Annotated in this window: 22 protein-coding genes and 1 pseudogene; 14 read left to right on the forward strand and 9 right to left on the reverse strand. The window is 67.9% G+C overall.

Going from position 1 to position 22,559, the window contains the following annotated elements:
* The first annotated feature begins 1 nt into the window (after window position 1).
* From DFJ65_RS04880 to DFJ65_RS04890, 3 genes are all read left to right on the forward strand, one after another.
* The gene (locus tag DFJ65_RS04880; RefSeq protein WP_245950010.1) at window positions 2-526 is read left to right on the forward strand and encodes an amino-acid N-acetyltransferase; all 525 of its coding nucleotides are present in this window, start codon (window positions 2-4) and stop codon (window positions 524-526) included.
* Between the two features lie 112 nt (window positions 527-638).
* A complete protein-coding gene (locus tag DFJ65_RS04885; protein ID WP_115922062.1) occupies window positions 639-1,169 on the forward strand; it encodes a gluconokinase in 531 nt (176 codons plus the stop codon).
* A 2-nt stretch (window positions 1,170-1,171) separates the two neighbouring features.
* Complete coding sequence (locus DFJ65_RS04890) at window positions 1,172-2,617, forward strand: GntP family permease (RefSeq protein WP_115924104.1); 1,446 nt, start codon at window positions 1,172-1,174, stop codon at window positions 2,615-2,617.
* Here the strand turns inward: DFJ65_RS04890 and DFJ65_RS04895 are convergent.
* Genes DFJ65_RS04895 through DFJ65_RS04910 form a run of 4 tightly spaced genes read right to left on the reverse strand, consistent with a single transcriptional unit; the run spans window position 2,614 to window position 5,574 of the window.
* A complete protein-coding gene (locus DFJ65_RS04895; RefSeq protein ID WP_115922063.1) occupies window positions 2,614-2,997 on the reverse strand; it encodes an MGMT family protein in 384 nt (127 codons plus the stop codon). The genes DFJ65_RS04890 and DFJ65_RS04895 overlap by 4 nt on opposite strands.
* On the reverse strand, window positions 2,994-3,944 hold the full coding sequence (locus DFJ65_RS04900) for an ABC transporter ATP-binding protein (protein ID WP_115922064.1): 951 nt from the start codon (window positions 3,942-3,944) through the stop codon (window positions 2,994-2,996). Before DFJ65_RS04900 ends, DFJ65_RS04895 begins: the two co-directional genes overlap by 4 nt.
* Window positions 3,941-4,756 (reverse strand): ABC transporter permease, encoded by an 816-nt coding sequence (locus tag DFJ65_RS04905; protein ID WP_115922065.1) that lies wholly within the window; start codon window positions 4,754-4,756, stop codon window positions 3,941-3,943. Before DFJ65_RS04905 ends, DFJ65_RS04900 begins: the two co-directional genes overlap by 4 nt.
* Window positions 4,753-5,574: an ABC transporter permease gene (locus DFJ65_RS04910; protein WP_245950012.1), complete on the reverse strand. Its 822-nt coding sequence runs from the start codon at window positions 5,572-5,574 to the stop codon at window positions 4,753-4,755. The genes DFJ65_RS04905 and DFJ65_RS04910 overlap by 4 nt, the downstream gene beginning before the upstream one ends.
* A gap of 208 nt (window positions 5,575-5,782) precedes the next feature.
* Between DFJ65_RS04910 and DFJ65_RS04915 the strand changes: the two genes are divergently transcribed.
* From DFJ65_RS04915 to DFJ65_RS04930, 4 genes are read left to right on the forward strand one after another with little or no spacing between them, the layout of a single operon-like run.
* The gene (locus DFJ65_RS04915) at window positions 5,783-6,937 is read left to right on the forward strand and encodes an ABC transporter substrate-binding protein (protein WP_115922067.1); all 1,155 of its coding nucleotides are present in this window, start codon (window positions 5,783-5,785) and stop codon (window positions 6,935-6,937) included.
* A 20-nt stretch (window positions 6,938-6,957) separates the two neighbouring features.
* Window positions 6,958-7,845 (forward strand): ABC transporter permease, encoded by an 888-nt coding sequence (locus DFJ65_RS04920; RefSeq protein WP_115924105.1) that lies wholly within the window; start codon window positions 6,958-6,960, stop codon window positions 7,843-7,845.
* Entirely contained in the window at window positions 7,842-8,696 is an 855-nt protein-coding gene (locus tag DFJ65_RS04925) for an ABC transporter permease (protein ID WP_115922068.1), read from the forward strand. Before DFJ65_RS04920 ends, DFJ65_RS04925 begins: the two co-directional genes overlap by 4 nt.
* Window positions 8,693-9,724, forward strand: coding sequence for an ABC transporter ATP-binding protein (locus DFJ65_RS04930; protein WP_115922069.1), 1,032 nt, complete (start codon window positions 8,693-8,695; stop codon window positions 9,722-9,724). Before DFJ65_RS04925 ends, DFJ65_RS04930 begins: the two co-directional genes overlap by 4 nt.
* Before the next feature lie 32 nt (window positions 9,725-9,756).
* Here the strand turns inward: DFJ65_RS04930 and DFJ65_RS04935 are convergent, their stop codons facing one another.
* Window positions 9,757-10,641 carry an HhH-GPD family protein gene (locus tag DFJ65_RS04935; RefSeq protein ID WP_115922070.1) on the reverse strand — a complete coding sequence of 295 codons (885 nt, stop codon included), beginning with the start codon at window positions 10,639-10,641 and terminating at the stop codon, window positions 9,757-9,759.
* A gap of 53 nt (window positions 10,642-10,694) precedes the next feature.
* Window positions 10,695-11,864, reverse strand: coding sequence for a DNA integrity scanning diadenylate cyclase DisA (disA, locus tag DFJ65_RS04940; protein ID WP_115924106.1), 1,170 nt, complete (start codon window positions 11,862-11,864; stop codon window positions 10,695-10,697).
* A 97-nt stretch (window positions 11,865-11,961) separates the two neighbouring features.
* Here disA and DFJ65_RS04945 point away from each other — a divergent pair, with 97 nt between their 5' ends.
* Entirely contained in the window at window positions 11,962-12,339 is a 378-nt protein-coding gene (locus tag DFJ65_RS04945) for a hypothetical protein (RefSeq protein ID WP_147301310.1), read from the forward strand.
* Window positions 12,340-12,567: 228 nt separating this feature from the next.
* On the opposite strand, the pseudogene DFJ65_RS04950 reads toward DFJ65_RS04945, so the two are convergent.
* Both DFJ65_RS04950 and DFJ65_RS04955 read right to left on the reverse strand, forming a co-directional pair.
* A pseudogene (locus DFJ65_RS04950) lies at window positions 12,568-13,810 on the reverse strand (IS256 family transposase).
* Window positions 13,811-14,026: 216 nt separating this feature from the next.
* On the reverse strand, window positions 14,027-14,383 hold the full coding sequence (locus tag DFJ65_RS04955; RefSeq protein ID WP_115924107.1) for an ArsR/SmtB family transcription factor: 357 nt from the start codon (window positions 14,381-14,383) through the stop codon (window positions 14,027-14,029).
* An 85-nt stretch (window positions 14,384-14,468) separates the two neighbouring features.
* Here DFJ65_RS04955 and DFJ65_RS04960 point away from each other — a divergent pair, with 85 nt between their 5' ends.
* The 6 genes from DFJ65_RS04960 (at window position 14,469) to DFJ65_RS04985 (ending at window position 20,762) form a co-directional block, all read left to right on the forward strand.
* Window positions 14,469-15,827, forward strand: a complete 1,359-nt coding sequence (locus DFJ65_RS04960; protein WP_115924108.1) for an FAD-dependent oxidoreductase — start codon at window positions 14,469-14,471, stop codon at window positions 15,825-15,827.
* The gene (gene arsB / locus DFJ65_RS04965; protein ID WP_115922072.1) at window positions 15,824-16,924 is read left to right on the forward strand and encodes an ACR3 family arsenite efflux transporter; all 1,101 of its coding nucleotides are present in this window, start codon (window positions 15,824-15,826) and stop codon (window positions 16,922-16,924) included. Before DFJ65_RS04960 ends, arsB begins: the two co-directional genes overlap by 4 nt.
* Window positions 16,911-17,549 (forward strand): arsenate-mycothiol transferase ArsC, encoded by a 639-nt coding sequence (locus tag DFJ65_RS04970; protein WP_115922073.1) that lies wholly within the window; start codon window positions 16,911-16,913, stop codon window positions 17,547-17,549. The genes arsB and DFJ65_RS04970 overlap by 14 nt, the downstream gene beginning before the upstream one ends.
* 58 nt (window positions 17,550-17,607) lie before the next feature.
* The gene (locus DFJ65_RS04975) at window positions 17,608-19,011 is read left to right on the forward strand and encodes an FAD-dependent oxidoreductase (RefSeq protein ID WP_115922074.1); all 1,404 of its coding nucleotides are present in this window, start codon (window positions 17,608-17,610) and stop codon (window positions 19,009-19,011) included.
* On the forward strand, window positions 19,008-19,415 hold the full coding sequence (locus DFJ65_RS04980; protein WP_115922075.1) for an arsenate-mycothiol transferase ArsC: 408 nt from the start codon (window positions 19,008-19,010) through the stop codon (window positions 19,413-19,415). The genes DFJ65_RS04975 and DFJ65_RS04980 overlap by 4 nt, the downstream gene beginning before the upstream one ends.
* A gap of 207 nt (window positions 19,416-19,622) precedes the next feature.
* A complete protein-coding gene (locus DFJ65_RS04985; protein ID WP_115922076.1) occupies window positions 19,623-20,762 on the forward strand; it encodes a pentapeptide repeat-containing protein in 1,140 nt (379 codons plus the stop codon).
* Between the two features lie 169 nt (window positions 20,763-20,931).
* Here DFJ65_RS04985 and DFJ65_RS04990 read toward each other — a convergent pair whose 3' ends face one another.
* A complete protein-coding gene (locus DFJ65_RS04990; RefSeq protein WP_115921782.1) occupies window positions 20,932-22,353 on the reverse strand; it encodes an IS1380 family transposase in 1,422 nt (473 codons plus the stop codon).
* Window positions 22,354-22,559 lie beyond the last annotated feature (206 nt).

The following is a 22,559-nucleotide window of genomic DNA, read 5'->3' on the forward strand; positions in this document are numbered from 1 at the left end:
GGTGACCCCGGACCAGCCGATCGTGCGCGACCAGCCGATCGTGCGCGCCGCGCGCGCCGACGACGTCCGTCGGATCCGCGAGGTGACCGCGCCGTACGTCGAGTCGCGGGCGATCGTGCCGAAGCCGGCGGTGTCGTACTACGAGTCGCTGCAGGAGTTCGTGGTCGCCGAGTTCGACGGCGAGATCATCGGGTGCGGTGCGCTGCACGTGATGTGGGACGACGTCGCCGAGATCCGCACGCTCGCGGTCGACCGCGCCGCCAAGGGACGCGGCGCCGGCAGCCTCATCGTGCGTGAACTGCTCGCCCGCGCACGCGAACTGCGGGTCGAGCGGGTGTTCTGCCTGACCTTCGAGACGGAGTTCTTCGCCCGGCACGGATTCGTCGAGATCGAAGGCGCCCCGGTGGAGCCGCAGGTCTACGGCGAGTTGCTGCAGTCGTACGACGAGGGCGTCGCGGAATTTCTCGACCTCGACCGGGTGAAGCCGAACACCCTCGGCAACACCCGCATGCTGCTCACCTTCTGACGCGCCTTTCAGCTCGGCCGGGCACCGTCCCAGGAAATCGGCACTGTCCCACGTAATTACCTAGGACGCTGCCGACAACGTGCGACAGGACGGCGCGGATACTGTGGGGACCATGAGCGCGCAGATCGTCGTCGTCATGGGTGTGTCCGGAGTCGGGAAGAGCACTGTCGCCAAGGGGATCTCGACGCACCTGGGGTGCGAGTTCGCCGAGGGCGACGCGTTCCACCCGCAGGCGAACATCGACAAGATGCACGCCGGTCACGCGCTCGACGACGACGACCGCTGGCCCTGGCTGCGGTCGTTGCGCGACTGGATGGCCGACGAGATCGCTTCGGGCCGAAGCGCCGTCGTCACCTGTTCGGCGTTGAAGCGCAGCTATCGCGACCTGTTGCGGGAGGCCGGGCCGCAGGTGCGGTTCCTGCACCTCAACGCGTCCGAGGAACTCATCGCCGAGCGGCTGAGCCAACGTGAGGGGCACTTCATGCCGGCTTCGTTGTTGCACAGCCAGTTCGAAGACCTCGAGCAACTCGACCAGGACGAACTCGCCGCCGGCAGTGTCGAGGTCTCCGTCGAGGGAGGTGTGCCTCAGGTCATCACCCGTTCGTTGGCCGCACTCGGCCTCAGCCCGCGAGTTGGAGAGTGAACATGAACACCATTGCGCTACAAGCCGGTTCGTTCCTCAGTGCTGACGACGCCAAGAAGCTGACGGATGCCGGTGACACGCAGCTGATCATCGCTGCGCTGCTCGGCATCGCCACCGTCGTCATCCTGATCAGCTTCCTGAAGTTCCACCCGTTCCTCGCGCTGATCCTCGGCGCCGCGGTCATGGGCGGCACCGCCGGTGTCGCACCCGCCGACGTCGTCACCAGCTTCACGACCGGGTTCGGCAACACCACCGGCTCGGTCGGTCTGCTGGTCGCGCTCGGCGCGATGATCGGTAAACTGCTGCAGGACTCCGGAGGCTCCGACTCCATCGTCGACAAACTCATCGGCGGGGTCAGTCCCAACAAGGTGCCGTGGATGATGGCGCTCATCGCGTTCATCCTCGGCATCCCGCTGTTCTTCGAGGTCGGCGTCGTGCTGCTCGTGCCGGTCGTGGTGCTGGTGGCCCGCAAGCTCGGCGTCAACCTGATGACCGTCGGCATCCCGGCGCTCGCAGGTCTGTCGATCCTGCACGGCTTCGTGCCGCCACACCCCGGCCCACTGGTCGCGATCGACGCGCTCAAGGCAGACCTCGGCACCACGCTCATCCTCGGCCTGATCATCGCCGTGCCCACCCTGATCATCAGTGGGCCGCTGCTGGCGGGCTTCGTCGACCGGCTCGTGCCCAAGCAGGCCCCCGAGCTGGTCGGTGCCGGCGGCGCGGCCACCGACTCCGCCGAGGTGGAGGAGCTCGAAGAGATCAAGGGCGAGACCGTCACCAAGCGTCCGGGTTTCGCCCAGGCGATCATCTCGATCACCCTGCCGGTCGTGTTGATGCTCGCGCGCGCGATCGCCGAGATCGTGATGGACGAGGGCAACGGCGTCCGCAAGTTCCTGGAGTTCCTCGGCACCCCGGCCGTGGCGCTGCTGATCGCCGTGCTCGTCTCGATGTGGTTCCTCGGCTACGGCTCGGGCATGAACAAGTCGCAGGTCGAGAAGTCGGTCGGCGGGGCGCTGCCCGCGATCGCCGGCATCCTGCTCATCGTCGCCGCCGGTGGCGGTTTCAAGCAGATGCTCGTCGACGCCGGCGTCGGCAACGTGATCGGCGACCTCGCCAAGGACTCCGGCATCAATGTGCTGCTGCTCGGCTGGCTGGTCGCGGTCGGCATTCGCCTGGCCACCGGTTCGGCGACGGTCGCAACGATCACCGCGGCCGGCATCGTGTCGCCGCTCGCGGCCGACCTGTCGAGCACCCACCTCGCGCTGCTCGTGCTGGCGATCGGTGCCGGCTCGGTGTTCTTCAGCCACGTCAACGACGCCGGCTTCTGGCTGGTGAAGGAGTACTTCGGCCTGACCATCAAGGAAACGATCCTGTCGTGGTCGCTGATGGAGACGGTGATCTCCGTCGTCGGCCTGATCTGCGTGCTGATCGTCAGCGTGATCGTCTAGTCGGGTTCGGGCCCGGGGTCGGCGGCAGGTCCGCTCACCCCGGGCAACGGTCCCAACCGTTCTTCCGCCGCGTCGGCCAGGTCACCCAGGTCGGCGCGGCTGCTGTTGATACAGCAACCTCTCCCGCCCGCGCTGAGGGCGATTCCCTCCTCCAACCAGCACGCGCGCGCCTCGTCGAGCAGATGCTTCGGCAACACACCGGACGCGTTCGTGACCCGCCACCACGGCAACTCCTCGGACGGCTCGCTGGTGGCCAGGAACCGTCCGACCTGGCGGGGGTTGATGCCGAACATGCCGGCGATGTCGCCGTAGCTCACCACCCGCCCGCGTGGCACGAGCCGCACGACCTCGTACACCTGGGCGCGCAGGTCGGCGGTCATCGCGCCGACAGGTAGAGGCGGCGCACGACGTCCTCGATGTCGGGCTCCTCGATGGTGAGATCACGCAACTCGGCGCGGGCGCCGACCTCGGCGAGCAAAGCGGCCGCGGTCGTGGCGGACGGGTCGAACGACAGCCGCTGCCGCATCCCGTCGGCCTCGCTGCCCAGGTGTGTGGCGCCGGGAATGCTGGTGAGGTCGGGGCCGGCATCGGCCAGGTCGACGACGAGCACCCGTTGGGCGCCGACCTGGGCGGACAGCCCCGGCAGGGTGCCGTCGTAGGCGAGCTTGCCGTGGTCGACCACCAGCACCCGGTCGCACAGCCGCTCGATGTCGCCCATGTCGTGGGTGGTGAGCAGCAGGGTGGTGCCGTGCTCGGCCCGCTCGGTGATGAGGAAGTCGCGCAGTCGCTGCTTCGACAGCACGTCGAGGCCGATGGTCGGTTCGTCGAGGATGACCAGTTCGGGGGAGTGCAGCAGTGCGGCGGCCACCTCGGCGCGCATCCGCTGACCCAGCGACAACTGACGGACGGGGGTGTCGAGGAACTCGCCCATCTCCAGGTGGTCGATGAGTTGGTCGCGGCGGGAGTTCGCACGCTCGGGCGACAGCCGGTGGATGGCGGCGAGGATCTCGAACGACTCGCGCACCGGGAGGTCCCACCACAGTTGCGAGCGCTGCCCGAACACGACGCCCACCCGGCGGGCGAGCTCGCGGCGTTGCTTCAACGGGTCGAGCCCGCAGGTGCGCACGTGGCCCGAGGTGGGCACGAGGATGCCGACGAGCATCTTGATGGTGGTCGATTTGCCGGCCCCGTTGGCACCGATGTAGCCGACCGACTCGCCCGGCTCGACCCGCAGATCGAGGTGGTCGACCGCGGTGAGCGTGGTGCGGGTCGGGCCCTTCGCGCGGCGCTTGAACTCGCGGGTGAGTCCGTGGGTCTCGATGATCATCCGCCGCCTCCTTGGTAGTGCCGAAGTCCCCATCGCCAGCACAGCATCGCCGCGCCCCACGCCCACAACGCCATGATCGGGGTGCACCAGGCGAGCCAGCTGGGGAACATTGCCGGCCCGGGCTTGTCGAGCAACCACAGCGACGGGATGAACGCCGCGAAGGCCATCGGGAAGAAGAACCCGAAGATCACCTTCAACGGGTTCGACCACACCGACGCGACCTGGGTGGAGGCGTACCGCCCACCGTAGACGTACGCATTGGTGGCCTCGGCGCCGTTGATCAGGAAGAACTGCAACCCCGCGGCCGAGACGAACTGCGCGGAGAAGATGAGCACCGCGCAGACGATGCTCAGCGCGAACAGCGCCACCTTCGCCGCCGTCCACTGGATGTCGCCGATCGAGATCGCCACCACGATGCAGCCGATGGCGACGCCTGCCCGGGTGATCCGTTTGAGCGAGATGTCGCTGCCGATCAGTTGGGCGAGGATCGGTTGCGGACGCAGGTAGAACACGTCCAGGGTGCCCGCGCGTAGGTAGTTGGGCAGGTCGTCGCAGTGACCGAAGAACAGGTCGGCGATCGAAAACGCCAGGTCGGCGATGCCGTAGACCAGCAGGATCTGCTTGAACGAGTAGCCGCCGAGCGAGCCGACGTTGTGGAACAGCACCCAGATCTCGGCGAGTTCGATGAACCCGATCAGCGCCGACGACGCGAGGTCGAGGGCGAAGTTGGTGCGGTAGGAGCGCTGGCTACGCACCCGCGAGGCGAGCACGGCGCGGTACGGCGCGAACTGGGCGGTGCGTGGGGTGATCATCCGCCCTGCACCTCGAGTCTGTGGCGGCCCAGTCGAGTCAGGAGCGCACCCGCGACCCAGGTGACGGCGATCCAGAAGCATTGCGCCCCAAGGCGTTCCCACGCACCGGAGGGGCCGCCGTGTTCGGTGAAGATGCCGATCGGATACTGCATCATCGCCGGGAACGGCGTGGCGTGCGCGAGCACCTCGAGCCAGCGCGGAAACAGCGAGACGGGCACGAACAGCCCGGCGAGGAAGCCCGACAGCATCATGTACATCGTCTGCAGGCCGCGCAGTTCGATCAGCCAGAACCCGGCGGTGGCGAGCACGTAGACGGTGGTCTGCGACACGATCATGCCGAGCGCCAGGCTGACGAACGCGAGCAACCACGTCAGCGGGGAGGCGGGGGTGCCGAGCCCGACGAACAGCGCGCCGATCACAACGCTGGGGACGCCGCGGGGCAGGAGCGCATACACGGCCTTACCGACCTCGGTGGCGACGGTCGCGGCCTGCACGTCGAGCGGGCGCAGGAAGTCGGTGGTGACGTCACCCGACTTGATCCGGTGGGCCAGGTCGAGCCGTCCGTTGAGGTTGAGCGAGCCGAGCATGCCCTGACCGACCCACACGTACGTCGCCATCATCGCGCCGTCGTAGCCGCCGACCATGCCGCCGCCCGCGACCACCGTTGCCGACAGGATGGCGGTCTTGAGGAAACCGAAGGTCGCATTGGCGATGAGGCCGCCGAGCATCGCGAGCCGGTAGGTGGCCTGCTGGCGGATGCCGGCGAGGAAGAGCTTCCAGTAGGGCCGCATGCTGGGGGCGAGGGCAGTGGAAGACACAAATGCAAGAGCCTAGCCCACCGCGACACCCCGGCGCCACAGATCGACGGTCGGCTGGGAAGTGGGTGAACGGTTGGCCAACTGTTGGCCCTTGCCCGCCGAACATCGTTGAAACACAGGCATTCCGGGCTGATCTCGCCAATACGGTTCCCCCGAGCCGCACTCGCGGCACCCATGGCATTTCATGCATCACCCCGGAAGGTCGTTCATGTCCACTGTTCGCACGCGCCTCACCGCGCTCGTGGTCGCCGGCTTCACCGCCGCGACCGTCGCCGCCTGCTCGGCCCCGACCGACAGCTCGTCGTCCTCGTCCTCGACCAACTCCTCCGGCGGCTCGGCAGGCGCCGCGGTCGACGCGAAGACCGCCACCTCCGCCAAGGACTTCGGCAGCATGGACAAGCTCGTCGAGGCCGCCAAGAAGGAGGGCGCCCTCAACGTCATCGCCCTCCCGCCGGACTGGGCGAACTACAAGGAGATCCTCGACGGCTTCAAGGCGAAGTACCCGCAGATCAAGATCACCAGCGCCCAGCCCGACGCCTCGAGCGCCGACGAGATCGCCGCCGCCAAGCGGCTCAAGGGCCAGGGCACCGCCCCGGACGTCTTCGACCTGGGTTCGGCGGTGGCACTCACCAACACCGCCATGTTCGCGCCGTACAAGGTCGAGTCGTTCGACAAGATCCCGGCGGAGAACAAGGAGGCCACCGGCCTCTGGGTCAACGACTACGCCGGCATGATGACCGTCGGGTACGACTCGGCGAAGGTGCCCGCACCGACGTCGCTGGCCGACCTGCTGAAGCCCGAGTACAAGGGCAAGGTCGCGCTCAACGGTGACCCGACCAAGGCCGGTTCGGCGTTCGGTGCGGTGCAGATGGTCGCGATCAACGAGGGCGGCACCGTCGACGACCCGACCAAGGCGATCGACTACTTCAAGAAGCTGAAGGCCGCCGGCAACTTCCTGCCGGTCGACCCGACCCCGGCCACCATCGAGTCGGGCCAGACCCCGGTCGTCTTCGACTGGTCGTACAACCAGACCGCCATCCCGGCGAAGGTGAAGACCTGGAAGCTGTGGGCTCCGCCGAAGGCGTTGAAGACCTACTACAACCAGGCGATCAACAAGGACGCCCCGCACCCGGCGGCTGCCCGCCTGTTCCAGGAGTACTTGTTCAGCGCCGCGGGCCAGAACGCGTGGCTGAAGGGTGGCGCGACCCCGGTGCTCATGGACGCGATGACCGCCGACGGCACCATCGACAAGGCGGCCGCTGCCGCGCTGCCGAAGGCCGGTGAGGTCACCGTGCCGACCCCCGACGAGACCGACAAGGCGAAGAGCAAGCTGGCCACCGCGTGGCCGGCGGCGATGGGCTGATCGTTCGCGGTCGCACCCCCATGGCAACTCGTTCCCGCACCGGCAGGGCGCTCGGCGGCATCAAGCCGTCGGGCGCCCTCGCCGGCGTCGTCCCGTTCTTCGTCTACACGACGGTCTTCCTGATCATCCCGACGCTGGTCGTCGTGATCGGGGCGTTCCTCACCCCGCAGGGCCGCCCGACGATGTCGAACGTGTCGGCGCTCAATCAGCCGGTCTTCCTCGGGGCACTGAAGAAGTCGGTGCTGCTCTCGCTCGCCACCGCGCTCATCGGCGCGGTGGTCGGCGGGCTGCTCGCCTACGCGATCAGCACCTCCAAACCGAACGGACTGCTCAAGCGGTTCGTCACCTCGCTCTCCGGTGTGCTCGCCCAATTCGGCGGTGTCGCACTGGCATTCGCGTTCATCGCCAGCTTCGGAATGACCGGTCTGCTGACCGGCTGGCTCGCGAAGCTCGGGGTCGACCTCACCGGCAGCCTCTGGCTGTATGAGTGGAGCAAGGGCCTGATGCTGGTCTACTTGTACTTCCAGATCCCGCTCATGGTGATCGTCTTCCTGCCCGCGGTCGAGGGGCTGCGCCCGCAGTGGCGCGAGGCCACCGAGTCGCTCGGCGGCACCACCTGGACCTACTGGCGCAAGGTCGCCCTGCCGATCCTCGCGCCCTCGTTCGTCGGCGCCACCCTGCTGTTGTTCACCAACGCCTTCTCCGCGTACGCCACGGTCGCCGCCCTCATCACCCAGGCGTCGCCGCTGGTGCCGCAGCAGGTCGCCAGCACCATGTCGTCCGATGTCATCGTCGGCCAGGAGAACGTCGGCAAGGCGATGGCGATGGCGATGGTCGTGGTGGTGGCGATCGTGATGGCGATCTACGCCTGGATCGACAAGCGCGCCTCCCGGTGGTTGCAGCGATGAGCGCCGATACCGGACGGCGGGCCGCGTTCCGTCGCAAGCAGAACGTCTTCCGTTGGGTCGTCGTCACCCTGTGCATGTTGTTCTTCGCGGCGCCGATGCTCGGCATGCTGGAGTTCACGCTGCAGGGCGCGGGCGGCAACGGACACACCCTCGACACCTGGCGTCACCTCGCCGACTTCGGCAAGGTGACCTCCGACTACCCGGTGTTGCAGGAGGGTTTCGTTGCGTCGGTGCAGCTCGCCGTGCTGACCGTGGTGCTGATGCTCCTGCTGTTGGTGCCGACGATGACCTGGGTGCGGCTGCGACTGCCGGGCATGTCGCGGCTGATGGAGTTCATCTGTCTGCTGCCGCTGACCGTGCCGGCCATCGTGTTGGTCGTCGGGCTCACGCCCGTCTACAGCTGGGTCAACTATTTCCTCGGCGCCCAGACGCTCTGGCTGGCGTTCGCGTACGTCGTGCTGGTGCTGCCCTACGCGTACCGCTCGCTCGACGCCGGACTGCGCGCGATCGACGTCCGCACCCTGTCGGAGGCGGCCCGCTCGCTCGGCGCGTCGTGGGTGACGGTGATGTGGCGGATCGTGCTGCCCAACCTGCGCACCGCGGTGCTGTCGGCGTCGTTCCTGTCGGTCGCGTTGGTGCTGGGTGAGTTCACGATCGCCAGCCTGTTCTCGCGCAACAACCTGCAGACCGCCATGTTCCAACTCGGCCAGTCCGACGCCAAGATCTCGGTCGCGGTCGGATTCGCCTGTCTCGTATTCGCATTCGTCGTCCTGTTTGCCATGTCGTTCGTCGGCGGCACCCCGGGCGCCCGGCCGCGGCTGCGTCGCGGCGGCAAGGAGAAGAAGTCATGAGCACGCCTGTCCAACTCACCGACCTGCGCCGGCTCTACGGCGGGGTCGCCGCTCTCGACGGGCTCACCCTGCACATCGAGCCGAGCGAGTTCGTCGCGCTGCTCGGCCCGTCGGGTTGCGGGAAGACCACCGCGTTGCGCTGCCTTGCGGGGCTCGAAGACCCCGACTCCGGCACCATCACCGTCGGCGGCGCGGACGTCACCCGGGTGCCGACCAACAAGCGGGACATGGGCATGGTCTTCCAGGCTTACTCGCTGTTTCCGCACATGACCGCCCGCCAGAACGTCGAGTTCGGGCTCGAACTGCGCAAGCACGACAAGTCGGCTCGTCGCGACCGGGCCGCGCAGGTGCTCGAACTCGTCGGCCTGTCGGCACACCTCGACAAGTACGCCCACCAGATGTCCGGCGGTCAGCAGCAGCGTGTCGCGCTGGCCCGGGCACTGGCGATCGAGCCGCGGGTGCTGCTGCTCGACGAGCCGTTGTCGGCGCTCGATGCGAAGGTGCGCACCCAGTTGCGTGACGAGATCCGGCGCATCCAGCTGGAGATCGGCACCACCACGCTGTTCGTCACCCACGACCAGGAGGAGGCGCTCGCGGTCGCCGACCGGGTCGGGGTGATGAACGCCGGACGGCTCGAGCAGATCGCCCCGCCGGCGCAGCTGTACTCCGAGCCGGCGAGCCCGTTCGTGGCCGATTTCGTCGGGCTCACCAACCGGCTCTCCGGCACGGCCGACGGTGCCTCGGCGCGGGTGCTCGGCGCGAGCGTGCCGCTGCTGCCGGGTTCGGCGACCGGCGACGTGGTCGTGCTGGTGCGCCCGGAGGCGATCCGTATCGCGCTCGCCGCGGACGGCGCGGCGCAGGTGGTGTCGGCGAGCTTCCTCGGCGGCCACGGACGCGTGATCGTGCGGAACGAGCGCGAGGAACTGGTCACCGTCCAGGTCGGGAACGCCGAGGTGGAGCAGTTCCGCCCGGGCGACCGGGTGCGCCTGAGCCCGCGGGGCGATCGCGCGCTGGCGGTCGCCGCCTGAATTCGCGCCCGCCGGAAAAAGGAGAACGTGGGTCAGCTGGGGAGGGCGTACCTCTCGTCGCCGAGGGGCTCGACGAGGCCGTCCTCGATCAGCCCGGCCAGGCACCGATCCCGTTGTGCCGCATCGCTCCACACCAGGTCGAGCTGGGCGCGGGGGAGCGGGCCGTGCGCGTCACGCAGCGCCTGCAGCAGCTTGCCGCGCACCTGCCGGTCGGTGCCGGCCCATTTCTGCGACTTGCGGGCCGGGCCGTCGTACGCCGGCGCACCGGCCCGCTGCCACGCGCACGAGTCGAGCACCGGGCAGGCGCCGCAGTCGGGGTTCGTCGCGGTGCAGACCACGGCGCCGAGCTCCATCACCGCCACGTTCCAGGTGGCCGCGTCGGTGTCGTCGTCAGGGAGAACCGTTGCGGCCAAACGTGATTCGGCTGCGGTAAGGCTCGGCGCGGCGAGTGCGTCACCGGTGAACAGGCGCGCCTCGACCCGGCGGACGTTGGTGTCGACGACCACTGTCCGCACGCCGTACGCGAACGCGGCGACGGCCGCTGCGGTGTAGCTGCCGATGCCGGGGAGGGCTTGCAGCTGCACGGGATCCGAGGGCACCACGTTGTCGTGGTCGTTCGCGATGGCGGTTGCGGCGGCGTGCAGGCGCAGCGCTCGACGCGGGTAGCCGAGGCGTCCCCAGTGCCGAACGGCTTCACCCGGCGCGGCCGCCGCGAGGTCGGCGGGCGTCGGCCAGCGGTCGAGCCATTCGGCCCAGATCGGTGCGACCCGGGCCACGGGGGTCTGCTGAGCCATCACCTCCGACAGCAGCACGCCCCACGCCGTGCAGTCGGGGGTGCGCCACGGCAACGGGCGTTGCTCGCGCTCGTACCACTCGATGATGCGGCGGTGGATCGAGGCGATCTCGTTGTCGGGCAATGTGTTTCGGTGATCTTCCCGGGAGGGGCGTGGGGTGGCGTGTGGGGGGTGGCCTAGACGTAACGCTCGAGGATGCTGCTCTCGGCGAGCCGCGACATCCCCTCACGCACCGCGCGGGCCCGCGACTCACCGACACCCTCGACCGCCATCAGGTCGTCGAAGTCGGCGGCGAGCAGAGCCTGCAGGGTGCCGAAGTGATCGATGAGCCGTTCGACGATCGCGCCGGGCAGCCGCGGGATGCGCGACAGCAGGCGGTAGCCGCGCGGGTTGACCGCGCTGTCGAGGGAGTCGCCGGTGACCGAGAAACCCATCGCGCGGGCGCCGGCGGCGAGGTCGAGCAGATCGGCCGACGACAGCGTGCCGAGGTTGTCGAGTGCCTCCTCGACCGAAAGCGGTTCGCGGGCGGCTTCGACGTAGTCACGTACGACCAGCGTGCGGTCGTCGCCGAGTCCGGTGACGAGTTCGTCGAGCTGCAGCGCCATCAGCCGTCCGTCGACGCCGAGTTCGACGACGTAGGCGGCGATCTCCTCGCTGATGCGGCGCACCATCTCCATGCGCTGCACCACGCTGGCGACGTCGCGCACGGTCACGAGGTCTTCGATCTCCAGGGCGCTGAGCGTGCCGGCGACCTCGTCGAGACGCTCCTTGTAGCGCTCGAGCGTCTGCAACGCCTGGTTGGCGCGGGACAGGATCGCCGTGGAGTCTTCGATGACATGGCGCAGGTTGCCGACGTACAGCGCGACGATATGCATCGACTGGCTGACCGAGACGACCGGGAAGCCGGTCTGCTTGGCAACACGTTCGGCGGTGCGGTGCCGGGTGCCCGATTCGGACGTCTCGATCGCGGCGTCGGGCAGGAGCTGGGTGGCCGCACGGATGATGCGGGTGCCGTCCCTGTCGACGACGATCGCGCCGTCCATCTTGGCCAGCTCGCGCAGGCGGGTGGCCGTGAGCTCGATGTCGATCGGGAACCCGCCGGTGCTGATCTGTTCGACGACCGGGTCGTTGCCGAGCACGATCAGAGCGCCCGTGCGCCCGCGCAGGATGCGTTCGAGGGCTTCTCGAAGGACGGTTCCCGGGGCCACGAGCGCGAGGGTGTCATGAAGGATCTCTTCGGCGGTGCGCTCCACCCGCACAGCGTAGGCGACGAGGGGTGCCGCGCAGGGCAGCGCGGTCGACCACGGCGTGTGTGCACCGCCGGTCCAGCGATTCTGGGACCTCATCGCCGCGACCGTCGTCGATGAGACCGGCGCCGAATTGGGTTGCCGCAGGCGACCGCGGTGCCAGACTGCCGACATGGATCGAGTCGCAGAGTTGAGGATGCATGCGATCCGTCAACAGCTCGACGGTTTCGTACGGGCAGACCTGCTGATCGAGGCTGCTGTTCGGGCTGTGGCTCTGGGGGTCGAGTCGCCCTCCCTGTACGAGCTGGCCGGACTGGCTCGCCGCGAGGAGCCAGAGGCGCAGGAGGTCTTCCGACGCGTCACCGACGAGCTGCAGACCGCGTCATCGGACCTGGCTGAGGGTCGGTGGGAGCTTGTCCACTGGTGGTGCGGTGAAATTGTCGGCGGCCGTCTGCGGCCGGAGGTCGGCGGCCGCATGATCTGGTCGGAGGGCTGGGAGAAGCTCGGCTACCCCGAGAGCTTGCGCCCAATCATCGGTTCGGTCAGCGAGTGGGAAGACTGGAGCGCCGATTGAGGTATCGAGCGTGAAGAGTTGGAACGCGACATCGTCGCCAAAGCGAAGGCGCTACTGGTGTCAAAGGTCGATTGAACTTTCGCCCCGTACCGCTGATTGAAAGTTCACCCCCGTTACCGTTTTGGGTGGGCCTTGAGGTAAGGCTCCTGGTCGCCGGCCCCGGCATGACTGACTGGGTCAAGTCCGCTGGGGTGGTGTACGAGGTTGATCCCTCGGTTGGTCGTGTTGTCAGGCTGTGAGGGCCTGTAGTTCGAGTTCGGTGGTCACCTCCTCGGTGGTGGTGTCGACGGCTTGTGCGCGGGCGAGGACGTCGAGGCCGAGGTAGCGGCGGCCTTCGGCCCACTCGTCGTGTTGCTCGGCCAGGACGGCGCCGACGAGCCGGATGATGGATGCGCGGTCGGGGAGATCCCGACCACGTCGGTGCGCCGGCGGATTTCGCGGTTGAGCCGCTCGTTCGGGTTGTTCGACCAGATCTGACGCCAGACCTCTTTCGGGAACGGCGTGAACGCCAGAATGTCCGCCTTGGCACCTTCGAGATGTTCAGCCACCGCCGGGAGCTTCTCGTGCAGGGCGTCGACGACGCGGTCGAACTGGGCGTGCACGGCCTCAGCATCGGGCTGGTCGTAGATCGAGTGCAGCAACGCCTTGACCCACGGCCAGTTGGTCTTCGGGGTCGCGGACATCAGGTTGGCCGCGTAGTGGGTCCGGCAGCGCTGCCAACCGGCGCCCGGGCTCGTGGCCGCGATCGCAGCTACGAGCCCGGCGTGGGCGTCAGAGGTGACGAGCTTGACCCCCGTGAGGCCGCGGGCGGTCAGATCCCTCCAGAACGCGAGCCAGCCGGCGCCGTCCTCGCTGGTGGTGACCTGACGCCGAGGATCTCGCGGTGCCCGTCAGCGTTGACACCGGTCGCGACCAGCACGTGCACCGGCACCACACGGCCACCTTCGCGGACCTTCAACACCAGCGCGTCAGCGGCGACGAACGTGAACGGCCCGGCGTCTTCGAGTCGTCGGGTGCGAAACTCTTCGACGTGCTCGTCGAGTTCCTTGGCCATCACCGAGACCTGGGACTTCGACAGGCCGGTGATCCCGAGAGTCTGGACGAGCTTGTCCATCCGCCGCGTCGAGACGCCGAGGAGGTAGCAGGTCGCCACCACGCTGGTCAGTGCTCGTTCGGCACGCTTCCTGCGCTCGAGCAGCCACTCCGGATACAGCGACCCGGTGCGTAGCTTGGGGACGGCGACATCCAGGGTGCCGACGCGGGTGTCGAGGTCGCGGTGGCGGTAGCCGTTGCGGGAGTTGACCCGCTCCGGGGTCCGTTCGTTGTAGCCGGCACCGCACACCGCGTCGGCCTGGGCGGACAGCAGTGCATTGACGAAGGTGGTGAGCAGGTCCCGCATCAGATCGGGGCTCGCCTGGGACAGCTGCTCGTTCAGGAAACGGGCAGGGTCGATACTGGGTCCAGCGGTCATCAACGTGTCCTTCTTCGAGGTTGGTTGTGAGAGATCACTCGAAGGATCCACCTGGTGGCCGCGCCTACGTTGAAGGCACGCGCTCACTCAGGTCCGTCGTACACCACTCTGCTGGACTCCACTCTGCACGCGCTCACCTGCAGCGATGCAGCGACACGGCGTGCCGACCCGCCACAGCGGGAGGAGTCGGAAGATCGGATCTGGTGCGTGCGGGGTTCAGTGGGTGGTTTGGTTCCCTGCGCGAAGGGCGTCCAGTGGGGCGAGCGCTGTCGGAATGGCGCGGTAGTAGACCCAGGTGCCGCGGCGTTCACAGTCGATCAGCCCGGCCTCGCGTAGTTTGCGTAGGTGGTGCGACACGGTCGGCTGGGAGACCCCAACGTCCTGGATGTCGCAGACGCAGGTCTCTCCGTCGCAGTCGGCGATCCGGGAGTAGAGCCGTAGCCGGACCGGGTCGGACAAAGCCTTGAAGACCGCTGCCGCACGCTCGGCGGCGGCAACATCCAAGCCGGCTCCGGGAGCGCAGGATTGGCCGCACCCGTCGCTGATCGGGGTCTGGATGCTGGGTTCGGCCATGGTCACCTGCCCATATTGACAACTATCGATTCAATGCGCAAGGCTGGGACGCATCGACAGTCGTCTAATCAAGGGTGTGTCGCTGATGGTCGTTTCCTTCTCTGAGCAGCTTCCGGTCGCCGTGATCGGCGCCGGCCCGATCGGGTTGGCTGCCGCCGCCGAACTGGTCGCCAGGGATCAGGACGTTCTGGTCTTCGAGCAGGGTGGCCACCCTGCGGCGGCGGTTCGTTCCTGGGGCCACGTGCGCCTGTTCTCACCGTGGTCGGAGTTGACTTCCCCGGCGGCCGTTGCGCTCTTGGAGCCGACGGGGTGGTCGGCACCGAACGGGAAGCGTTATCCGACCGGCAACGACTGGGTCGAGACCTATCTGGCCCCGCTCGCTGAGGTTCTGGGTGATCGGGTGCGCACCAACTCGCGAGTGATCGGAGTGTCCCGGCTGGATCGAGACCTGTTGGTCGAGTCCGGACGCGAGGGGCAGCCGTTCGTGCTGCACGTCCAGGGCACCGATGGCGCGATCGAGCGTGTAGTGGCTCGTGCGGTGATCGACGCGACCGGGACCCTGAACCGGCCCAACCCGCTGGGCTCGGAGGGGTACCCGGTGACCGGGGATACTGCGCACGCCGACCGGATCCTGTACGGAATGCCGAATCCGGATGTTGTGGGAAACCCGTGCGCCGGCAAGGCGGTCGCGGTTGTGGGCTCGGGTGCTTCGGCGCTGACTTCGTTGATCGCCCTGACTTCCGACGCCGTGTACGCGCCAGGCGCACGGGTGGTCTGGGTGCTGCGCCGCGGCGTTGTGGGCAACTCCTACGGCGGTGGTGACGCCGACGAACTGCCGGCCCGCGGCGCCCTGGGCAGCAGGGTTCGTCAAGCCGTCGAGGACGGCCGCATCGAGGTCGTCACCGGGTTCCGCACCGCGGCCGTCGAAGAGGCTGGTGATGGCCGGGTCGCGCTGGTCGGTTCGGACGGGCGCCGCGTCGAGGGCCTGGACCAGGTGGTGTGTGTCACTGGCTTCCGCCCCGACTTGTCGTTCCTGTCCGAGGTACGCCTGGACCTGGACCAGCGACTGCAGGCTCCGAGCAAGCTCGCCCCTGAGATCGACCCGAACTGGCACTCGTGTGGGTCCGTGCAGCCGCACGGGCACGACGTGCTGGCTCAGCCCGACGCGGGCCTCTACCTGGCCGGGATGAAGTCCTACGGGCGCGCCCCCTCCTTCCTGGCGATGACCGGCTTTGAGCAGGCCCGCTCCATCGCAGCCGCTCTTGCTGGGGACCTGGAGTCCGCGAACACGGTGCAGCTGTCCCTGCCGGACACCGGTGTCTGTGGCGGCGCGGGCCTGTTCGATGGTGAAGAAGGTGGCGGCGGTGGTTGCTGCGCTCCGGCGCCGGCCGGTCCGCAGCCGATCAGCCTCGCCGGCCTCGGCCTCAGTTCGGTGACCCGGTGACCAGCACTACGCAAGCGCCCACTGTCCGCCAGGACGCGGTCGTGGGAAAGCTGTCCACACTGGACCGGTTCCTGCCGGTCTGGATCGGTGTGGCCATGGTCGCCGGGCTGCTCCTGGGCCGAGTCATCCCGGGCCTGGACACAGCGCTGAGTGCCGTTGAGGTGCAGGGCGTTTCGCTACCGATCGCCCTGGGGCTGTTGATCATGATGTATCCGGTGCTGGCCAAGGTCCGCTACGACCGCCTCGACGCCGTGACCAGCGACCGGCGACTGCTCGGCACGTCACTAGTGCTGAACTGGGTGGTCGGGCCGCTGCTGATGTTCGCCCTCGCCTGGGTGTTCCTGCCTGACCTGCCGACCTACCGGACGGGGCTGATCATCGTGGGGCTGGCCCGCTGCATCGCGATGGTGATCATCTGGAACGACTTGGCGTGCGGAGACCGGGAGGCCGCCGCGGTGCTGGTCGCGATCAACTCGGTCTTCCAGGTCATCATGTTCGCAGTCCTGGGCTGGTTCTACCTGTCCGTGCTGCCCGGGTGGCTCGGGCTGCACCAGGAGCACCTCAACGTCTCCCCATGGAAAATCGCCGGATCTGTGCTGGTCTTCCTTGGCATCCCCCTGTTGGCGGGGTACCTATCCCGACGCCTTGGCGAACGCGCCAAGGGCCGCACCTGGTACGAGGAGAAGTTCGTGCCGCGGATCGGACCGTGGGCCCTGTACGGGCTGCTGTTCACCATCGTGATCCTGTTCGCCCTGCAGGGCCACCAGATCACCGGGCACCCGCTGGACGTGGCGCGGATCGCGTTGCCGCTGCTGGTCTACTTCGCGCTGATGTGGGGCGGTGGGTACGGCCTGGGTCGCGCCGTCGGGCTCGGGTACGAACGCACCACCACCTTGGCGTTCACCGCTGCCGGGAACAACTTCGAACTCGCCATCGCCGTCGCGATCGCCACGTTCGGGGTCACCTCCGGTCAAGCCTTGGCCGGAGTCGTCGGCCCGCTTATCGAGGTCCCCGTCCTGGTGGGCCTGGTGTACGTCTCGCTCGCCCTGCGCAACCGGTTCACGCCCGCAAAGGAGTCGGCTCGTGTCCGAACCTGAGTCCAGCACCCCGGCTGTACGCCCACTCGACACAGCCGCCATCGCAACGGAACTGACCTATCAGTTCGAGGGCATCTTCACTCGCGAACAGATCGCCGACGCGGTCCAGCAGGCCCGTGCCGCTTTGCAGCCACAGTCGCGGATACCGACCTTCCTGCCGATCCTGGTAACTCGGCACGCCAAGGAGCTGCTCACGGCCGCCGCGCAGGCCTCCGGCGCGATCGCCAAAACGGTGCCGGAGATCTTGTTCGTCTGTGTCCACAACGCCGGCCGCTCACAGATGGCCGCCGCGATCGCCGCCCACCTCGCCCCGGGGAAGGTGCACGTCCGCTCCGCCGGCTCCAAGCCGACCGGAGAGATCAACCCGGTCGCCATCCAGGCGTTGCGTGAGCGAGGGATCGACCTGACCAACGCCTACCCCAAGCCGTTGGACGACCGGGTCGTCCACGCTGCCGACATCATCATCACCATGGGCTGCGGCGACACCTGCCCGGTCTATCCCGGCAAACGCTACGAGGAATGGGACGTGGCGGACCCCGCCGGGCAGCCCCTGGCCGTGGTCCGCGACATCCGCGACGACCTGACCAGCCGGGTCAGTGCCCTCCTGCGCCAACTCAACGTCTAAGACCGCAACACCCAACGACCACACGCACCCTCACCCTTCTGACCTGGAAAGGCCAGTCATGCACCTGGTTGCCATCGGCGGCAGCGACGCCGGAATCTCGGCCGCGCTGCGCGCCCGCGAACTCGACCCCACCACCGACGTCACCGTGGTGGTCGCTGACGCGTACCCCAACTTCTCCATCTGCGGGATCCCCTACTACATCTCCGGGGAGGTCACTCACTGGACCAACCTGGCCCACCGCACCCACGCGGACCTCGAAGCCACCGGCATGCGGCTGCGCCTGAACACCCTCGCCACCAGCATCGACGTCCACGGACAGCGCCTCCACCTGCGCGACGCCGCCGGCGCCGAGTCGCTGCTGGACTACGACGAGTTGATCGTCGGCACCGGAGCGGTTCCGACCCGACCCACGATCCAGGGCCTCGACCAGCTCGGTGCGGCGGATGGGGTGCACCTGCTGCACTCGATGGGCGACACGTTCGCGCTGACCCAGTCCCTGGACCGCATCGACCCCAAGACAGCGCTGATCGTGGGCGCCGGGTACGTCGGCCTGGAGATGGCCGAGGGCCTGACGGCCCGCGGCATCCACGTCACCCAGGTCGAGATGCTCGAGGAGGTCTTGCCCACCGTGGACCCCGAACTCGGCGCCCTGGTCCACGCCGAGCTGGACCGGCACGGCGTGAGCGTGCACACCAGCAGCCGGGCCACCCGCATCGAGAAGATCGAGGGCGGACTGCACGTGAGCGGCGCTGGTCCAGACCAAGAACCCTTGTCCTGGGACGTCGACCTGGTCCTCGTCGTCGTCGGCGTGACCCCCGACACCGACCTGCTGGTCCGAGCCGGAGCCCAAACCGGACAGCGGGGCGCGGTCGTCGTCGACGACACGATGGCCACTGGCTTGCCGCACGTGTGGGCCGCCGGCGACTGCGTCATCACCCACCACCGGCTCCTGGGGACCACTTACCTGCCGCTCGGTACGACCGCGCATAAGCAAGGCCGGGTCGCCGGCGAGAACGCCCTCGGTGGAAATGTCCGATTCGCCGGGAGCCTGGGCACCCAGGTCGTGAAGGTCTTCGACCTGGTCGCCGCCCGCACCGGCCTGCGTGAACACGAGGCCGTCGCAGCGGGGTTCGCGCCCGTCACCACCACCGCTACCCCCGACGACCACAAGGCCTACTACCCAGGTGCCCACCCCATCACCATCCGCGTCACCGGCGACCAGCACACCGGGCGACTGCTGGGCGCGCAGCTGATCGGCGCGCGCGGCACCGAGACCGCCAAACGCGTCGACACCTACGCCACCGCCCTCTTCCACGGCATGACCGTCGACGCGATGTCCGAACTGGACCTGTCCTACACCCCACCCCTCGGATCACCGTGGGACGCGGTGCAGATGGCCACCCAGGCCTGGGCCCGGCAGCACCAGCACGCAACCGGCGCGGACCAGGGAGCATCCGCATGACCCCGTCCGTGCTGTTCGTCTGCGTCAAGAACGGCGGCAAGTCTCAGATGGCCGCCGCGCTCATGCGTCAGTACGCCGGCGAGAAGATGACCGTCTACTCAGCTGGCACCCAACCCGGCAGTGCGGTCAACGCCGAATCGGCGCAGGCCGTCGAAGAAGTCGGCGCCACCATGGCGGGGGAACATCCCAAACCGATCGACCCGACCCTGCTCGACACCGTCGACCGCGTCGTGATCCTCGGCGGCGATGCCGTGATCGACCCCGCTGGGACCGCACCGATCGAGCGTTGGGAAACCGACGAACCCTCGGCGCGGGGCATCGAAGGCGCGCAGCGGATGCGTCTCATTCGTGACGACATCCGCAAAAGGGTCGCAGCCTTGGCCGAGGACCTCATCAAGTCGTGACTGTCCGCTGATAACGGATGGCTCGCTCAGGTGAGCTCGTACTTCGAAACCAACGGTTGTTGAGGGTTTGGTGCTGGGGAGTAGCCGCGCATCTGGGGTACACCGCGAGTCGCTTGTGGTTCTTGTTCTCCGCGCCTGCCGAGACACGCATCACCAAGATCGGCAACAGCGGTTCACAGTCGCGACTCACTCGGCAGACTGACCGTCATGTCTGATGCCACCGAGTCCGGCGGTGAGAAGGCCCGGGTGCGAGATCGTCTCTGGGCCCAAATCGCGGGGGCGATCCTCTTGGTCCTGGCAGTGTTCGCCGCGGCCTTCTACGGCTTCGCACTGATCGACACCCACCCGGCGCGGTGGTGGCCCTGGTCAGCGAAGACACATCCGGAACTGTTCGAACTCAGCCGCACCGCCGTCCCCGTCGCCGCGCTGGTCGGTGGAGCCGCCGCGATCGTGGTCGGCATCCGACGCCAACGCTCCACCGAGAAGACTGTCGAGCTCACCGCACGAACCGCACAGATCACGGCCGACGCCTACGCACTGGACCAAAAGCGAGCCGGGCGAGAAGAAATCGACCGGCTGCGCGACCGGTACACCACGATCGCCGCCCAGCTCGGTGATGACGCGGCACCCGTCCGTCTCGCCGGCGTTTACGCCATGGCCGCCCTAGCCGACGACTGGATCACTCTGGGCAACCATCGCGAGGCGCAAGTCTGCATTGACGTGCTCTGCGCATACATCCGCACCCCCCGGAGCACCACAACGAGCGAGGATGCTGTTGCCGACACCCGAGTGCGCGAAACAATCACCCGGGTCATCACCCAACACCTGCAAGCTGGGGCTGTCACACCTTGGTCGGGCAAAGCCTTCGACTTCACCGAGGCGCGCTTCACAGGATCTCACTCGTTCTACGGCGCGCGGTTCAACGAGGGTTGCCGGGTCAGCTTCCGCGGCGCGGAGTTCACCGAGGGTTGCCAGGTCGACTTCCGCGACGCGCAGTTCAACAAGGGTTGCTGGGTCACCTTTCTCGACGCGCAGTTCAACAAGGGTTGCCAGGTCTACTTCCGCGGCGCGCAGTTCAACAAGGGTTGCTGGGTCACCTTCCTCGGCGCGCAGTTCAACGAGGGCTGCCACGTCGACTTCCCCGACGCGGAGTTCAACGAGGGCTGCCACGTCGACTTCACCGACGCGGAGTTCAACAAGGGCTGCCACGTCGACTTCACCGACGCGGAGTTCAACAAGGGTTGCCGGGTCGACTTCTCCGGCGCGTGGTTCAACCAGGGATGGCCTACTGGGCCATGGGGCGACGGGTCACCTCCCCTAAGTGGCTGGCCTCCCTCCCCGCATTAGCCTCGATCTTTCATCGGGCGGACGTGTGCCGTCGTTGACGGCGTGATCGCCGGTTCTGGTGTCGGTTCTGCCTGATGGGTGTGACAAGTCCCCGCGATGTCGTTCGCGGTGGGCGCCGGTTTCCACGTGGCCGGTAGTCGTGCGGGGTCGTCGGGACGGGTGCCGGTGGTCACCCCGGCGCGGTCGCTGCCGGCGCGGGGTCGTGTAGTCGTTTCCAGGCAGTGATCACGAGGTCGGCGTTTGCTGCGGTTTCCTTGATGTGCAACAGGATTCGGCGACTGTGCCGAGCGATAGCGGCCGGGATCGTGAAGACCCGTAACCGTAGTTTCTTTGGTTCCCAGCGGCGTGCCTCGTGCTCGGCGTCGAACCCGATCAGCTGGGTCCAGGCGATCAGGTCGGCCGCGAGCATCACGATGGCGCACCAAATCTGGTTGGCGGTGAACCCTTTCAGCGGCAAGTTCCGCAGCCCGGTGTCCTTCGCGATCCGGATCCGGTCCTCACACCGCGCCCGCCGCCGGTGCCGCAACTCCAGGTTCGCCAGTTGCCCGCGGGTGGTGTTGGTCGCGAACGCGGTCAACCGGTACCCGTCGACGTCGTCGAACCGCAACTGCGCTCCGGGGTGGGGTCGTTCCCGGCGCACGATGACCCGCATCCCTGCCGGCCAGCCGGACAACAGACCGCGGAACGTGAGCAGGCCGGTCAGTTCGACCACGTCCGCGCCTTCGCGGACCTCGCCATCGGCGTTCAGTGCTGCCTGCCACGCCTTGGCCGGGATCAGCCGGTACAGCTCGGGCAGGCACGCGGGCAGGGTGAACCCGACCGAGTACGAAACACCCCGGCGGGCAAGCCACCTGGTGTACTCCTGGGTTCCGCCGCCGCCGTCGGTGCGGATCAGCACCTTGCGGCCCGGCCGGGCCGGGTTGATCCCGGGCAGCTGTTTGAGCGCGTCCCGGGTGACCTGGATGTGGTCGGCGGCGGTGTTGGAGCCGGCGTTACCCGGCCGCAACTGCATCGCCAATGGTTCACCGGTCCCGTCCGGGCCGTGGTCCACGAACGCACACAACGGGTGGAACCCGAAGCCTTTCTTGAACGTGGGCTTGGCTTCTTCCTTGTCCGAGTGCGCGGTGATCAGCGTGGCGTCCAGGTCCACGATCAACGGATCGGTGGCGGTCACACCGTGGGTCGGTGCGCGCTCACCGGCCAGCGCCCACGCGCGGGCACGGGCGGCACGTCGTGCGGCCGCCACCTGCTTCAACACGCGGTGGGCGTCCGCGGCCAACGCGGTAATCGTGCGAGAGATCGTTGCCTCGGATCCAACCGGTCCGTACACGTCGGCCTCGGACCGGATCACTGCCGCGTCCGCCAGGCAGTCACCGCCGAGCGCCAGCGTCACGGCCAGGTCGGTGAGCACCTTGGCCGGGTGATGCACCGCCGCCGGCTTGCGCCACCCATCCAGAGCCCGCGCCATCGCCGGGGACAGACCCGTCACCTCCGCGGCCGTGGTCAGCAACACCCCGCCCGCCGAACCAGCCGCCGACACCGGTGCCGTGTCGACCTGAACAGACGGGTAGAACCCGGTAGTCTTCTTCACCTGGAAGGTGCTCCTCGAACTGGTTCCGATAGTTGCTTCGCAACACCTATCGTCCCAGGTCAGGAGCACTTTTCAGTTCACAACACGGCCGTCGACACCGACACCCGATGAAATCTCGAGGTTAGCGCGGATGGGGTACACCCATCCGCACGCGTTGACCTGGGGTGATGTCGGTGTCGATGGGGTCATGTTGCGGTCGGCATATG

This window comes from Calidifontibacter indicus (assembly GCF_003386865.1).
GTDB classification, from domain to species: domain Bacteria; phylum Actinomycetota; class Actinomycetes; order Actinomycetales; family Dermatophilaceae; genus Yimella; species Yimella indica.

Bases quoted from the DNA above. Each gene is read 5' to 3' on its own strand.
- DFJ65_RS04925 (WP_115922068.1), top strand. From the start codon at position 7,842: ATGAGCGCCGATACCGGACGGCGGGCCGCGTTCCGTCGCAAGCAGAAC.
- DFJ65_RS04930 (WP_115922069.1), top strand. From the start codon at position 8,693: ATGAGCACGCCTGTCCAACTCACCGACCTGCGCCGGCTCTACGGCGGG.
- DFJ65_RS04960 (WP_115924108.1), top strand. From the start codon at position 14,469: ATGGTCGTTTCCTTCTCTGAGCAGCTTCCGGTCGCCGTGATCGGCGCC.
- DFJ65_RS04985 (WP_115922076.1), top strand. From the start codon at position 19,623: ATGTCTGATGCCACCGAGTCCGGCGGTGAGAAGGCCCGGGTGCGAGAT.
- DFJ65_RS04890 (WP_115924104.1), top strand. From the start codon at position 1,172: ATGAACACCATTGCGCTACAAGCCGGTTCGTTCCTCAGTGCTGACGAC.
- DFJ65_RS04900 (WP_115922064.1), bottom strand. From the start codon at position 3,944: ATGATCATCGAGACCCACGGACTCACCCGCGAGTTCAAGCGCCGCGCG.
- DFJ65_RS04980 (WP_115922075.1), top strand. From the start codon at position 19,008: ATGACCCCGTCCGTGCTGTTCGTCTGCGTCAAGAACGGCGGCAAGTCT.
- DFJ65_RS04895 (WP_115922063.1), bottom strand. From the start codon at position 2,997: ATGACCGCCGACCTGCGCGCCCAGGTGTACGAGGTCGTGCGGCTCGTG.
- DFJ65_RS04905 (WP_115922065.1), bottom strand. From the start codon at position 4,756: ATGATCACCCCACGCACCGCCCAGTTCGCGCCGTACCGCGCCGTGCTC.
- disA (WP_115924106.1), bottom strand. From the start codon at position 11,864: ATGAGGTCCCAGAATCGCTGGACCGGCGGTGCACACACGCCGTGGTCG.
- DFJ65_RS04975 (WP_115922074.1), top strand. From the start codon at position 17,608: ATGCACCTGGTTGCCATCGGCGGCAGCGACGCCGGAATCTCGGCCGCG.
- DFJ65_RS04915 (WP_115922067.1), top strand. From the start codon at position 5,783: ATGTCCACTGTTCGCACGCGCCTCACCGCGCTCGTGGTCGCCGGCTTC.
- DFJ65_RS04920 (WP_115924105.1), top strand. From the start codon at position 6,958: ATGGCAACTCGTTCCCGCACCGGCAGGGCGCTCGGCGGCATCAAGCCG.
- DFJ65_RS04945 (WP_147301310.1), top strand. From the start codon at position 11,962: ATGCATGCGATCCGTCAACAGCTCGACGGTTTCGTACGGGCAGACCTG.
- DFJ65_RS04885 (WP_115922062.1), top strand. From the start codon at position 639: ATGAGCGCGCAGATCGTCGTCGTCATGGGTGTGTCCGGAGTCGGGAAG.
- DFJ65_RS04955 (WP_115924107.1), bottom strand. From the start codon at position 14,383: ATGGCCGAACCCAGCATCCAGACCCCGATCAGCGACGGGTGCGGCCAA.